This is a genomic window from Guyparkeria sp. WRN-7 (assembly GCF_001641825.1).
Taxonomy (GTDB): Bacteria; Pseudomonadota; Gammaproteobacteria; order Halothiobacillales; family Halothiobacillaceae; genus Guyparkeria.
On sequence record NZ_LRFH01000017.1, the window covers coordinates 76,658 to 90,302 of the forward strand.

The following is a 13,645-nucleotide window of genomic DNA, read 5'->3' on the forward strand; positions in this document are numbered from 1 at the left end:
CCTCACCCAGGTGAACACCAGCCGTACTCGGGTCAAGATCTGCGGCATCACCCGCTTGACCGATCTCCAGACCGCCGTCGCTGCCGGCGCCGATGCGCTCGGCTTTGTGTTCGTGCCGGCCAGTCGCCGCTCGATCACGGTGGAGACCGCCCGTGACCTGGTCGCCCGCGTTCCGGCGTTCGTGCAGAGCGTGGCGCTGTTCTCGGATCCGAGCGTCGACTGGGTCGAGACGGTCGTCGACCAGGTCGGACCGGACATGCTGCAGTTCCATGGCAGTGAAAGCGGCCGGTTCTGCCGTCAGTTCGGCCGCCCCTACATCAAGGCGGTCAGTGCCGAACTGGACGACGAGGGGCGCGAGCGGGTGATGCAGGACCATTACACGGCCCGGGGGTTTCTGCTGGACAGCCATGCGGTGAGCGGCCTGGGCGGCACGGGGCATACCTTCGACTGGAACCGCTGGCCGCGACAAGCCGCCAACGCGCGTCGACCGTGGATCCTGGCCGGGGGGCTGTCGCCGGAGAACGTCGCCGAGGCGATCGAGAGCCTGGCGCCGTATGCCGTGGACGTTTCCAGTGGCGTCGAGGACGATGCGCCGGGGCTCAAGTCGGCGGACAAAATCAATGCATTCATTCGAGGGGTAGGGCATGCCCGAGACCAACAACAAGGTGACTGACACGCCGGTCGATTACGGGACCTTCCCGGACGTCCGCGGTCGCTTCGGGGACTATGGTGGCCGCTACGTGGCCGAGACCCTGATGGAGCCGATCGAGGAGCTGACCGCCGCGTACGCCAAGTACCGCAACGATCCCGGCTTTCTCGAGGAATTCGAGACCGACCTGCGCGACTACGTCGGTCGGCCGTCGGCGCTCTACCACGCCAAGCGACTCTCCGAGCTGTACGGCGCGGAAATCTGGCTCAAGCGTGAAGATCTCAACCACACCGGCGCGCACAAGATCAACAACGCGCTGGGCCAGGCATTGCTGGCCAAGCGCATGGGCAAGACCCGCATCATCGCCGAGACCGGTGCCGGCCAGCATGGCGTGGCCACCGCGACGGTCGCCGCGCGCTTGGGCATCGAATGCGTGGTCTACATGGGCGCCGACGATATCCAGCGCCAGGCACCCAACGTCTTCCGCATGCGTCTGCTCGGCGCGAAGGTGGTGCCTGTCGATTCAGGTACCCGCACCCTGAAGGACGCGCTCAACGAGGCGATGCGCGACTGGGTGACCAATGTTGACGACACCTTCTACATCATCGGCACCGTCGCCGGCCCGCACCCGTACCCGCAGATGGTGCGCGACTTCCAGTCCGTGATCGGTCGCGAGGCACGCGAGCAGATGCTGGAAAAGACCGGCGAGCTGCCGGACCAGGTGGTCGCCTGCGTCGGCGGCGGTTCGAATGCCATCGGCATCTTCCACGAATTCCTCGCCGACGAATCGGTCGAACTGCACGGCTCCGAGGCCGGTGGCGAGGGCGTCGAGACCGGCCGTCACGCCGCGCCGCTGACCGCCGGGCGCCCGGGCGTCCTGCACGGCAACCGCACCTACCTGATGGAGGACGAGAACGGCCAGATCATCGGCACGCACTCGATCTCGGCGGGTCTCGACTACCCCGGCGTCGGGCCGGAGCACGCCTGGCTCAAGGATATCGGCCGAGTCGAGTACGCCGCGATCACCGACGAGCAGGCGATGGAAGCATTCCACGACATGATGCGCTGCGAGGGCATCATTCCGGCGCTGGAATCGTCCCATGCGGTGGCGCATGCTCGCGTGCTCGCCGAGGCGCGCGGCGGTCAGCGCATCCTGGTCAACCTGTCCGGCCGGGGCGACAAGGACATCAACACCGTGGCACGACTCGAGGGGATCGAACTGTGAGCGACACCAGCAAGCAGCCGGGCAGCCGTCTGGCACCGCTTTTCCAACGGCTTGCCGCCGAAAACCGTGCCGCCCTGATTCCCTACATCACCGCGGGCGACCCGAGCCCCGAGGCCACGCTCGAGCTGATGCACGCCCTGGCCGAAGGCGGCGCGGATGTGATCGAGGTGGGGGTGCCGTTCTCCGACCCCATGGCCGACGGTCCGGTCATCCAGGCGGCACACGAGCGCGCTCTGCGGTCCGGGCTCGGTCTGCGCGGCGTACTCGATCTGGTGGCCGAATTCCGCCGGAAGGACGGCGAAACGCCGGTCATCCTGATGGGGTACCAGAACCCGATCGAGGCGATTGGCGTGGCCGACTTCGCGGCACGTGCCGCCGAGGCCGGTGTCGATGGGGTGCTGACCGTGGACCTGCCACCCGAGGAAGCGGACGAGCTGGCCGGCGCGCTGCGCGGGCCCGGTCTCGACAGCATCTTCCTGCTGGCCCCCACCACGCGGGGCGAGCGCACGCAGGCGGTTGCCTCAAAGGGCTCGGGCTTCGTCTACTACGTTTCACTCAAGGGCGTCACCGGCGCGGCAAACCTGGACACGGATGCGCTGGGCGACCAGCTCGCCCGCATTCGCGAGACCTGTGAGCTGCCCGTGGGCGTCGGCTTCGGCATTCGCGATGCGGATACCGCCGGCCGGGTCGGTGCCGTGGCAGACGCCGTGATCGTGGGCAGTGCCATCGTCAGGCTGATCAACGAGCGTGCCGAGGCCGAAGGCGGCGTAAACGCCGCAGTACTCGACGATGTGCGCGATTTTGTTGCCGGCATGCGTCGGAGCATCGAATCCGCCCGTTCGTGACGGTCAAGCGAACCACGGACGAATAGCGAACAGACAAAAGCGCCGCGACTCGCATGGCGGCAGACATATCCCGGGAGACTGGACCATGAGCTGGCTCGACAAGCTGATTCCTTCACGCATCCGAACCGAAAGCACCGGCAAGCGGGGTGTGCCCGAGGGGTTGTGGGTGAAGTGCGCCGGGTGTGATGCGGTGCTCTACCGCGAAGAGCTGCGGCGTAACCTCGAGGTTTGCCCCAAGTGCGGCCACCACATGCGCATCGGCGTGCGCGAACGGCTGGATGCCTTCCTCGACGCGCGCGGCCGCGAGGAGCTGTTCGCCGAGGTGGCGCCGGTCGACATGCTCAAGTTCCGCGACCAGAAGAAATACCGCGACCGCATCAACGCCAGCCAGAAGAAGACCGGCGAGAACGATGCGCTGGTGGTGATGCGTGGCCAGGTCGATGGTGTCCCGGTGATCACCGCCGCCTTCAACTTCGCTTTCATGGGCGGTTCGATGGGCTCGGTCGTCGGCGAGAAATTCGTGCGCGCGGTCGAGGCGGCCATCCAGAACCGCTGCGCGCTGGTCTGCTTCACCGCCTCGGGCGGGGCACGCATGCAGGAGGCGCTGTTCTCCCTGATGCAGATGGCCAAGACCTCGGCGGCACTCACGCGGCTGTCGAACAAGCAGCTGCCGTTCATCGTGGTGCTGACCGACCCGACCATGGGAGGCGTTTCGGCCTCGCTGGCGATGCTGGGCGACGTGCAGATCGCCGAGCCCAATGCCCTGATCGGCTTTGCCGGCCCGCGCGTGATCGAGCAGACCGTGCGCGAAACCCTGCCCGAGGGCTTCCAGCGCAGTGAATTCCTGCTCGAGCATGGCGCGATCGACATGATCGTCGCCCGCGACGAGCTACCGCAGACGATCGCGCTGCTGGTGGCGAACCTGCAGAAGAAGGATCTGCCCAAGAAGGACGCGAAAACGGCGTCGTGACGCCAGCTGAACGCCAACGGTCCGGCGTGTCGAGGGGCAGCCGTTGAACCGATCGATTTCAGACTGGCTCGATCAGTTGCTGGCTCGAGATCCGAATCGGATCGAGCCGGGAGTCGAGCGCACGCGCCGAATTGCCGCGGATCTGCTCGGCGGCACGCCCTCGGCTTGCGTGATCAGCGTGGCAGGTACCAACGGCAAGGGCTCGAGCGTGATGATGGCTTCGGCCATCTGCCAGGCGGCCGGGTACCGGGTCGGCAGCTATACCTCGCCGCATCTCGAGGATGTCCGCGAGCGATTTCTGATCGACGGCCGGGAAGTCGGCGGGGCCGCGCTGATCGATGCCTTCGAGCGCATCGAGTCCCACCCTGACAGCGATGCCCTGACCTATTTCGAATGGCTCACCCTGGCTGCGTTTCTCGTCTTCGAGGAGGCCGGGCTTGACGTCTGGGTGCTGGAAGTCGGCCTGGGCGGTCGGCTGGATGCCGTCAACGCGCTGGATGCCGATCTTGCGCTGATTACGTCGATCGGACTGGATCACCAGGCCTGGTTGGGCGACAGCCGTGAGGCGATCGGACGAGAGAAGGCCGGCATTCTCCGGGCAGGGCAGCCAACTGTGTATGCCGATCCCGAACCGGTGGGCTCGGTCGTGGAGACGGCCCAACGCCTCGGGGCCGATTTGTGGTGCCTGGGGCGCGATTACGAGCTTCGGGCGGTCGAATCCGACAGCACTGCGGAAGGGTGGCAGCTGGTGCGAGCCGGTCGCCCGAGCCCGCTGCCGGGTCCGGCGCTGTCGGGACGGCACCAGCGGCTCAATGCCGCGGGCGTCGTTGCGTTGCTGCAACACCCGCGCAGCCCGCTCGCGGTGCCGGATGCGGCGGTGGCGACCGGTCTCTCCCAGGTGGAGCTAGCCGGTCGTTTGGAGTGTCGTCGCGATGGGGAGCGGGTGGTCTGGTTCGATGTGGCCCATAATGCCGAGGCGGCCACGGCGCTTGCCGAGGTGCTGGCGTCACGACCGGCAAGGGGACGCCGACTGGCCGTATTCTCCGCACTGGCGGACAAGCCGATCGAGGCCGTGGTGCGGCCCCTGGCCGAGGTGATCGATAGCTGGTGGATCGCGCCGTTGACGGAACCGCGAGCGGCCGATATCGGTCGGATCGAATCGGCGCTGACCGGAGCCGGCATTCGATCGGTGCGGCGTGAAGCCGACCTGCTGGGTGCGTATAATGCCGCGCTGACGGAGGCCGGGGACGAGGACGAGCTCGTGGTGTTCGGCTCCTTTCACGTTGTCGGTCCGTTGCGGGCCCGGTTGAGCGGAAACGAGATTGCGGACGCCTGACGGCGTCCTGGCCGAGTCGACAAGGGGGTGCCGTGGCAGAGCAAACCGAATCTAACTGGACCGAATCGCGCTTTCGCCAGCGGCTGGTGGGCGCGTCGGTCGTGGTGGCCCTGGCGGTGCTGCTTTTGCCGCTGTGGCTCGACGGCAGTGGTATTGACAGCCTGCGCGTTCAGTCGGTCCCGGACAAACCCGAGGTGGAAGGCGCCGAGCGCATCGAGATCCCGCAGCCGCCCGGCGATAGCGGCGAGCCGCTTTCCGATCCGCCCCAATCGCTGTTTCCCGACCAGACACCCATCGAGGCCCGTTCCGCGGCCGAGGACGATACGGCGCCCGCGGCGTCCGTAGACGAGGATGCCGGGCCGGCAACGCACGAGCCGACGGCTAAGCCCTCAGGCGATGCCGACATGGAGGCGCCGGTTGCACCCGAGTCCGCGGACGAAGAGCAAAGGGTGAACGAAAGCGAGACCGCGCCGGCGGCCGAGGAATCGGCTGCCGCCGAAGGTACCGTCGAGAACGAGCCGGCAGAGGCCGATGCCGCATTGCCGGAAAGTGCCTCGGATGGCGAGTTCGTCGTGCAACTCGGCAGCTTTTCCGACGAGCGCAATGCCAGGGCGCTGGCCGCCTCGGTGGAATCGTCCGGGTTCGACGTGTTCGTCACGCCGCTGTTCTCGGAGCAGGGCACGGTCTGGCGGGTGCGGGTCGGTCCGTACGCCACCCGCGAGCAGGCCGGGGAGGCCACCGACCGGTTGCGGCAGCGTATCGGTCGTGACGGTCTGGTAATGACCAAATGATGCGCGACTCGTTCACGCCGCCGCGCAGCACGAAACGGACGACAGGGGGATCGGCATGACGCTGGTGGACTGGATACTGCTGGCGATCGTCCTTATATCGACCGCGATCGCGCTGGTGCGTGGCTTCATCAAGGAAGTGATCTCCCTGATCACGTGGTTGGCGGCCTTCGGCATTGCGTTGGGGTTTTCGCAGACGGCGTCCGTGCTGGTGCCGGAGGCGGTCGACATCCCCTCGGCGCGCGTGGCGATCGCCTTTGTGGCGTTGTTCGTGATCGTCCTGATCCTCGGCGGGATCATCAACTGGGCAATCTCGAAGCTGGTGGAGACCACCGGCCTGTCGGGCACCGATCGCTCGGTGGGTATGGTCTTTGGCCTGTTGCGCGGGGTGTTGATCGTGGCCGGACTGCTGCTCCTGGGCGGTTTCACGGCCCTGCCACAGGAAGAGTGGTGGCGGGCATCGATGCTGATACCGCACTTCCAGGTGGTGGCCGAATGGCTGCTCGCCGTCCTGCCGGCCGACGTGGCTAGCAACGTCCAGTGGTGAAGCAGGACGACTCTCGACTTTTCAGGCGGCGTGCCGGATCATGCGCCGCATCGGGGTGACCCGATAGACGCCGGGCCGGTTCGTGGACCGGCCCGGCGTAGCCGTTTCGGCATCTGGCAGGGAGCCGCCGGGCCGAGGCCTTCTGACGTTTTTGCACGGTTAAGTACCGAGGTGGTTTGACGCATGTGCGGCATTATTGGGATGGTGGCGAAATCGCCGGTCAATCAGGCGCTGTATGACGGGCTGACCGTTCTTCAGCACCGCGGTCAGGATGCGGCGGGCATCCTGACCTCCGACGAGGAACGGCTTTTTCTCCGCAAGGAAAACGGTCTGGTCAAGGACGTCTTTCATACCCGTCACATGCGCCAGCTGATGGGCAACATGGGCATCGGTCACGTCCGTTATCCGACGGCCGGCTGTGACTCCTCGGCCGAAGCCCAGCCGTTCTACGTGAATGCCCCGTTCGGCATCGCCATGGGTCACAACGGCAACCTCACCAACGTCGACGAGCTGCGCGCCGCGGTGGTGGCCGAGGATCGTCGGCATCTGAACACCAACTCCGACTCGGAAGTCCTGCTCAACGTCTTCGCTCACGAGCTCGCCGCCATTGCCGATGCCCGGCCGACGGCCGACGACGTGTTCTCGGCAATCACCAACGTGCATCGCCGGGCTCGCGGCGCCTACGCGGTGATCGGGCTGATCGCTGGCGAGGGCGTGTTCGCCTTCCGCGACCCGCGCGGCATCCGCCCGGTGTGCTACGGCAAGCGCGAGACCGAACACGGCACGGAATACATGATCGCCTCGGAGTCGGTTGCCATCGAGGCGGGCGAGTTCGAGCTGGTGCGCGATCTGGCCCCGGGCGAGGCGATCTTCATCTCCCGCGAGGGCGAGGTCACGCTGCGCCAGTGCGCGGACAACCCGTCCTACTCGAGCTGCATCTTCGAATACGTCTACCTGGCGCGCCCGGACTCGATCATCGACGACGTGTCCGTCTACCGGGCGCGCATGCGCATGGGCGAGATGCTGGCCGAGAAGATCCAGCGCGACTGGGCGCACCACGACATCGACGTCGTGATCCCGATCCCCGACACCAGCCGCACCGCCGCGCTGGAGATCGCGGTCAATCTCAACCTCAAGTACCGCGAGGGCTTCGTCAAGAACCGCTACATCGCGCGAACCTTCATCATGCCGGGCCAGGCCAAGCGCAAGCGCTCGGTGCGCCAGAAGCTCAATGCGATCGATCTCGAGTTCCGCGGCAAGAACGTCCTGCTGGTCGACGACTCGATCGTTCGCGGCACCACCTCGAGCGAAATCATCCGCATGGCGCGCGAGGCCGGCGCGAAGAAGGTCTTCATGGCATCGGCCGCCCCGGCGGTGCGCTATCCGAACGTCTACGGCATCGACATGCCCGCGGCGAACGAGTTCGTGGCCCACGATCGCGACGTCGAGCAGATTCGTGATGCCATCGGTGCCGACGACCTGATCTACCAGGATCTCGAGGACCTCAAGGAAGCGGTGCGCCTCGGCAACTCAACCCTGTCCGAGTTCGACTGCTCCTGCTTCACCGGCGACTACGTCACCAACGACATCGACACCGCCTACCTGGACAACCTGGCCAGCAACCGGGCCGACACCGAACGGGACAAGGCAAACGGCGCGGCCGGCGCCTCGCGCCGTTCTCGGGATATCGTCTCGGTCGGCCTTTACAATGATCAATAGACGGCGGCGGTCGCTTTTCGCCGGCAGCCTGGCGCTGTTGGCGGGGTGGTCGGGTGGCCGGTCGGTCGCCGCGACAGCCGATGAATCGTTTGATCCCGAAGGCAGTGCAGAGGACCGCATGACCCTACCGGAGCGTGTGCAACGTTCGGCGGCCGAGATGTTCGACCGGCGGCCGGACGCCCAGGCACTGGTCGTGGATGTCAGAAGCCAGCGTCTCTACCTGTTCGAGGATGGCGACTTCGTCGGCGAATACCCGGTCTCGACAGCGGAGAAGGGGACCGGCAACCGGGAAGGCAGCCTGCAGACCCCGCTGGGGCTTCATCGAGTCGACGAGAAGATCGGTGCCGATGCCCCCATGGGCATGATCTTCCGCGGTCGCCGGCCGACCGGGGAACGGGCCGAAATCCTCACCGGGCCGGACGAACGCGCCGCCCGCGACGACGTCACCACCCGGATCCTGTGGCTTGCCGGCCTCGAGCCGGGGGTCAACCAGGGGGGCGACGTCGACTCCAAGCGCCGATACATCTACATCCACGGCACGCCGGAAGAGGGCCGTATCGGCCGGCCGGCCTCGCACGGCTGCGTGCGCATGACCAATGCCGACGTGATCGCGCTGTTCGACCGCGTCGAGGTCGGTGCGCTGGTCGACATCATCGAATAACGGACTCCGGTCCACCCGTTTTCAGATCGTTTGCGGAGAACCATCCATGCCCGATTATCGTTCCAAGACCACCACCCACGGCCGCAACATGGCCGGTGCCCGCGCCCTGTGGCGCGCCACAGGCGTGAAGGACGACGATTTCGGCAAACCGATCATCGCGATCGCGAATTCCTTTACCCAGTTCGTGCCGGGGCACGTGCACCTCAAGGACCTCGGCCAGCTGGTCGCCCGCGAGGTCGAGGCCGCCGGCGGGATTGCCAAGGAATTCAACACCATCGCGGTCGATGACGGTATCGCGATGGGCCACGGCGGCATGCTCTACTCGCTGCCGAGCCGCGACATCATCGCCGACTCGGTCGAGTACATGGTCAATGCGCACTGTGCCGACGCGCTGGTGTGCATCTCCAACTGTGACAAGATCACCCCGGGCATGCTGAATGCCGCCATGCGCCTGAACATCCCGGTGATCTTCGTCTCCGGCGGGCCGATGGAAGCGGGCAAGACGCGCCTGTCCGAGGATTCCGACGAGATCATCAAGCTCGACCTGGTCGATGCCATGGTCCAGGCGGCCGACGATTCGGTTTCCGACGAAGTGCTGGCGCAGGTCGAGCGTTCGGCCTGCCCGACCTGCGGTTCCTGCTCGGGCATGTTTACCGCCAACTCGATGAACTGCCTGACCGAGGCGCTGGGCCTGTCCCTGCCGGGCAACGGCTCGCTCCTGGCCACGCACGCCGACCGCAAGGAGCTGTTCCTCGAGGCCGGTCGTCAGATCGTCCGTCTGGCGAAGACCTACTACGAGAACGACGACGCCTCCGTGCTGCCGCGCTCGATCGCGACGCGCGAGGCGTTCGAGAACGCCATGGCGCTCGACATCGCCATGGGCGGCTCGACCAATACCGTACTGCACCTGCTGGCCGCGGCGCGCGAGGGCGAGGTCGATTTCGACATGACCGACATCGACCGCATGAGCCGCAAGATCCCGCACCTGTGCAAGGTCGCGCCGAGCACGGCGCAGTACCACATGGAGGACGTGCATCGCGCCGGTGGCGTGATCGCGATCCTGGGCGAGCTGGATCGGGCCGGCCTGCTGCACAGCGACATCCCGAACGTTCACAGCAAGACCGTCAAGGACGGCCTGGATCGCTGGGACATCGCCCGTGACACTGCCTGCGAGGAGGCCAAGCAGCGCTACCTGGCCGGCCCGGCGGGTATTCCCACCCAGACCGCGTTCTCGCAGGACACCCGCTGGCCGAGCCTGGATACCGACCGCGTCAAGGGCTGCATCCGCGACTACGAGCACGCCTACTCGAAGGACGGCGGTCTGGCCGTGCTGTTCGGCAACATCGCCCGCGACGGCTGCATCGTGAAGACCGCCGGTGTGGACGAGTCGATTCTCAAGTTCACCGGCCGGGCACGCTGCTTCGAGTCGCAGGATGCCGCCGTCGAGGCGATTCTCGCCGACCAGATCGTCCCCGGTGACGTGGTGGTGATCCAGTACGAAGGCCCCAAGGGCGGTCCGGGCATGCAGGAGATGCTCTATCCGACCAGCTACCTCAAATCGAAGGGATTGGGCAAGGACTGCGCGCTGCTGACCGACGGGCGTTTCTCCGGCGGCACCTCCGGCCTGTCGATCGGCCACGCCTCGCCCGAGGCGGCCGCAGGCGGCGAGATCGCGCTGGTGAAAGAGGGCGACACCATCGTCATCGACATCCCCGAGCGCACGATCCACCTCGACATCAGTGATGCCGACCTGGCGCATCGCCGCGAGAAGATGATCGAGAAGGGCGATGCTGCCTACAAGCCGGTAAACCGCGAGCGTTACGTCAGCCAGGCCCTCAAGGCCTACGCGGCCCTGACCACGTCGGCGTCGCTGGGCGCCGTGCGCGATCTTTCGCAGATCGGCGTCAAGTAAGGCGACTGGCGGCAAGGGAACGCATGCCGGGTTACACCTACATCCCGCCGGCGTTCCGGCAGGACGACCCCGAACGACTTGCGGCCATCGTTGCGGCTTATCCCTTCGCCGTGCTCACGGTGGCAAGCGGGGAGGCGCTTGATGCGGTGCATCTGCCATTCCTGCGTTTCGGTGAGGTCGATCAACCCGAGACATGGCGCTTCGAATCGCATCTCGCGCGCGCCAACCCGGTCGCCGAGGCGCTTGCGGACGGTCAGGAACACCAGGGGCTGATCGTGTTCACCGGCCCGGATGCGTATCTGAGCCCGCACTGGTATGTCGACGGGCGCGACACCAGTGTGCCGACCTGGAACTATCAGGCCGTCCATGTCAGAGGCAAGGTACGCCGGATGGGCGAGGACGATCCGACCTGGCTCGATAGGCACCTGCAAGCACTCATCGACACCCACCAGACCCGTACGGGGGAGCCACCGTTCGACTACTCGCACTTGCCGGAATGTCAGATCGCGGCGATGAAGGCGGCGATTGTCGGCATCGAACTGCGCGTCGAACGCATCGAGGGGATCGAGAAGCTCAGCCAGAACAAGACCGGGGCCGACCGTCAGGGGGTTATCGAGGGTCTCTCTCGCCGTGACGATGCCGAATGCGAGGCAATGGCCCGGCTGATGGCCGAGAGCGACAGGCGGCGCTGACGTACGCAGTTCGCGCAGGGTGGCCGCCAGATGGCGAGCGGTGTTCGTGCCTTGAGGCGCCACCAATCAGGGTTGTTGCCGAGCGGCCAAAGAAAAAGGCACCCGCAAAGGGTGCCTTTCCTGCAGTTCGGTGGCGGAGGGTCAGTCTACCGGCGAGAAGGTGCTACTAGTTGCTTTGTGTTGCAACTTGTTTTCCTCAACCCGCACTACACCGCCGTTCCGGCGTAATCACCTGTTGCTTGTTGTGGTAACGCGTCGCGTAGTCTCATTTTTGGCTAATGGGATGCCAATGAGGTGACGTATGCCGAAGATGGCGCGCGAGATGAGTGCGGTAGAGGTGCGACGACTGGCAACGCCGGGTTTTCACGCTGTGGGTGGTGTTCCCGGGTTGTTGTTGCAGGTCACGGACAGTGGCAGCAAATCGTGGGTGCTGAGGACGATGGTTGGCAACCGCCGACGCGGCTTTGGGCTTGGTGGCTTCCCAGAAGTCTCGTTGTCGGTTGCGCGGGACAAGGCGCGCGAGCTTCGGGAGAAGGTTCGCCAGGGCATCGACCCCATTGCAGAGAAGCAGGCGGCCCGCGCCGCCCTGATCGCGGCGCAGTCAAAGGCCAAGACGTTCGAGGAGATCGCGGCCGACGTGATCGCAAAGAAGCAACGCGAGAGCCGGAACCTGAAGCATGCCCAGCAGTGGGCCAACACGCTCGAGCGGTATGCATTTCCGACGCTTGGGGAATTGCCGGTCTCCGAAATCCAGATGGGGCATGTCGTTGAGACTTTGAAACCGATCTGGGAGAGCAAGACGGAAACCGCCACCCGTGTGCGGCAACGCATCGAGGCGGTCATGTCTTTGGCGATCGCCCGTGGCTATCGCACGGATGCGAACCCGGCCACCTGGTCGCTGTTGAAAAACGAGCTGCCGGCCGCTGCCAAGATCAAGAAAACGAAGCACTACCCGGCGCTGCCCTGGCGCCAGGTGTCGGCGTTCATCGCAGCTTTGCGAAAACAGGAAGGGACGGCAGCCCACGCCCTTGAGTTCCTGATCCTGACCGCCAGCCGATCCGGCGAAGTGCGCAACGCAGCTTGGGATGAGATCGATTTCGACGGGCGTCTGTGGGTGATTCCCGGCCACAAGATGAAGGGCGGGCGTGAGCACCGCGTCCCTCTCTGCCCTCGCGCGCTCGAGGTTCTGCGTTCGGTTCAAGGCATCGACCGTGACCTCGTATTTCCAGGCTCCCGTGGTGGCCCAATGTCCGACGGCACCATCAAGGCCGTCGTCAAGCGGATGCACGAGAAGCGGATCAAGGCCCATCAACCGGGCTGGGTTGACCCCCAATACGATCGCGTTGCCACGCCGCACGGCTTTCGATCGAGCTTCAAGGACTGGGCTCGGGAGATGACCGGCTACGCCGACGAGGTTTCGGAGTTGGCGCTGGCACACGTGAACACAGACGCCACCCGAGCGGCCTACGCGCGCGGTGAATTGCTCGATAAGCGCCGCCGGTTGATGAAGGAGTGGGAAGCCTTCTGCTCTAGCCCTACCCAAGAATCCGGTGACAATGTGGTTCCGATCCGGGAGGTGCGGGCATGAATATCAAGGAACATTACTTTCCAAAACTTATATGGCCGGATCTGCGCAGAACCCGTCTGCTTATCAAATCGATAGATGACGAGTTTGGCGAGGGAGCGGCAATGCGATTCTTGGAGAGACGGAAGCATACCCGCATTTTTGAAGATAGGTATGGAGAAGGCGCGATGGCGAGGTGTCTTGAGAAGTATCCAGCCGGTGACTGCGCCACCCTGCTTTTTATGGAGAAGCATGGTCGCCCCCCGACCCTTGCTGATCTTCTTGCTGAGCACCCTGACCTTGATGAGGATCTTCTGAAACCCGTTATTCCCCGCCTGAATGGAGAACTGGATCGCATAGAAGATGGGCTCTCCTTGCTAGAAAGACACCGCAAGATGGGAGCTGAGGGCTATCGGCATAGGGGGATTGTCGATTTGGTGTCCGCGGAAACCTTGTTGGAAAAACAGCGGAAAGCAGCAGCAGCCCGCTCGAGGTATCGCTCGGATGAAGCCACCGAATTGTGCAGGCAGGTCGTCGATCACGCCAAGAAGTTGTTGATCTCGGACGAGATAACACGTGAAGAGTTTTACCGGCGGCTTGAGCAGTTCACTGACGTGATTGGAGAGAAGCGCGCACGGAGAACGATTCGCGGTTACTTGAAAGGGGCTGGTGTAAAGCCGCCTCCAAAGTGAAATCAGAGCAAGTCTCTCGTGGCAGTGCGCCGGCTCGCTGCCACT

General features: G+C 65.1%; 13 protein-coding genes. All 13 read left to right on the forward strand.

Going from position 1 to position 13,645, the window contains the following annotated elements:
• The first annotated feature begins 10 nt into the window (after positions 1–10).
• The 13 genes from AWR35_RS10130 (at position 11) to AWR35_RS10190 (ending at position 13,600) form a co-directional block, all read left to right on the forward strand.
• Positions 11–673 (forward strand): phosphoribosylanthranilate isomerase, encoded by a 663-nt coding sequence (locus AWR35_RS10130; RefSeq protein ID WP_058575883.1) that lies wholly within the window; start codon positions 11–13, stop codon positions 671–673.
• Positions 645–1,874 carry a tryptophan synthase subunit beta gene (gene trpB / locus AWR35_RS10135; protein WP_058575843.1) on the forward strand — a complete coding sequence of 410 codons (1,230 nt, stop codon included), beginning with the start codon at positions 645–647 and terminating at the stop codon, positions 1,872–1,874. Before AWR35_RS10130 ends, trpB begins: the two co-directional genes overlap by 29 nt.
• Positions 1,875–1,903: 29 nt before the next feature.
• Positions 1,904–2,719 carry a tryptophan synthase subunit alpha gene (gene trpA, locus AWR35_RS10140; protein WP_156413996.1) on the forward strand — a complete coding sequence of 272 codons (816 nt, stop codon included), beginning with the start codon at positions 1,904–1,906 and terminating at the stop codon, positions 2,717–2,719.
• Positions 2,720–2,804: 85 nt separating this feature from the next.
• Complete coding sequence (gene accD, locus AWR35_RS10145) at positions 2,805–3,689, forward strand: acetyl-CoA carboxylase, carboxyltransferase subunit beta (protein ID WP_058575845.1); 885 nt, start codon at positions 2,805–2,807, stop codon at positions 3,687–3,689.
• Positions 3,690–3,732: 43 nt separating this feature from the next.
• Entirely contained in the window at positions 3,733–5,025 is a 1,293-nt protein-coding gene (locus tag AWR35_RS10150) for a folylpolyglutamate synthase/dihydrofolate synthase family protein (RefSeq protein WP_058575846.1), read from the forward strand.
• Positions 5,026–5,057: 32 nt separating this feature from the next.
• On the forward strand, positions 5,058–5,816 hold the full coding sequence (locus AWR35_RS10155) for an SPOR domain-containing protein (RefSeq protein WP_058575847.1): 759 nt from the start codon (positions 5,058–5,060) through the stop codon (positions 5,814–5,816).
• A gap of 55 nt (positions 5,817–5,871) precedes the next feature.
• The gene (locus tag AWR35_RS10160) at positions 5,872–6,360 is read left to right on the forward strand and encodes a CvpA family protein (protein ID WP_058575848.1); all 489 of its coding nucleotides are present in this window, start codon (positions 5,872–5,874) and stop codon (positions 6,358–6,360) included.
• Between the two features lie 183 nt (positions 6,361–6,543).
• Positions 6,544–8,079, forward strand: coding sequence for an amidophosphoribosyltransferase (purF, locus tag AWR35_RS10165; protein ID WP_058575849.1), 1,536 nt, complete (start codon positions 6,544–6,546; stop codon positions 8,077–8,079).
• A 157-nt stretch (positions 8,080–8,236) separates the two neighbouring features.
• The gene (locus AWR35_RS10170) at positions 8,237–8,740 is read left to right on the forward strand and encodes a L,D-transpeptidase (RefSeq protein ID WP_231723600.1); all 504 of its coding nucleotides are present in this window, start codon (positions 8,237–8,239) and stop codon (positions 8,738–8,740) included.
• Positions 8,741–8,786: 46 nt separating this feature from the next.
• Complete coding sequence (gene ilvD, locus AWR35_RS10175) at positions 8,787–10,652, forward strand: dihydroxy-acid dehydratase (protein WP_058575851.1); 1,866 nt, start codon at positions 8,787–8,789, stop codon at positions 10,650–10,652.
• Between the two features lie 23 nt (positions 10,653–10,675).
• Positions 10,676–11,344 carry an FMN-binding negative transcriptional regulator gene (locus tag AWR35_RS10180; protein WP_058575852.1) on the forward strand — a complete coding sequence of 223 codons (669 nt, stop codon included), beginning with the start codon at positions 10,676–10,678 and terminating at the stop codon, positions 11,342–11,344.
• Between the two features lie 301 nt (positions 11,345–11,645).
• Positions 11,646–12,932, forward strand: coding sequence for a site-specific integrase (locus AWR35_RS10185; RefSeq protein ID WP_058575853.1), 1,287 nt, complete (start codon positions 11,646–11,648; stop codon positions 12,930–12,932).
• Entirely contained in the window at positions 12,929–13,600 is a 672-nt protein-coding gene (locus AWR35_RS10190; protein WP_058575854.1) for a hypothetical protein, read from the forward strand. The genes AWR35_RS10185 and AWR35_RS10190 overlap by 4 nt, the downstream gene beginning before the upstream one ends.
• Positions 13,601–13,645: the final 45 nt, after the last annotated feature.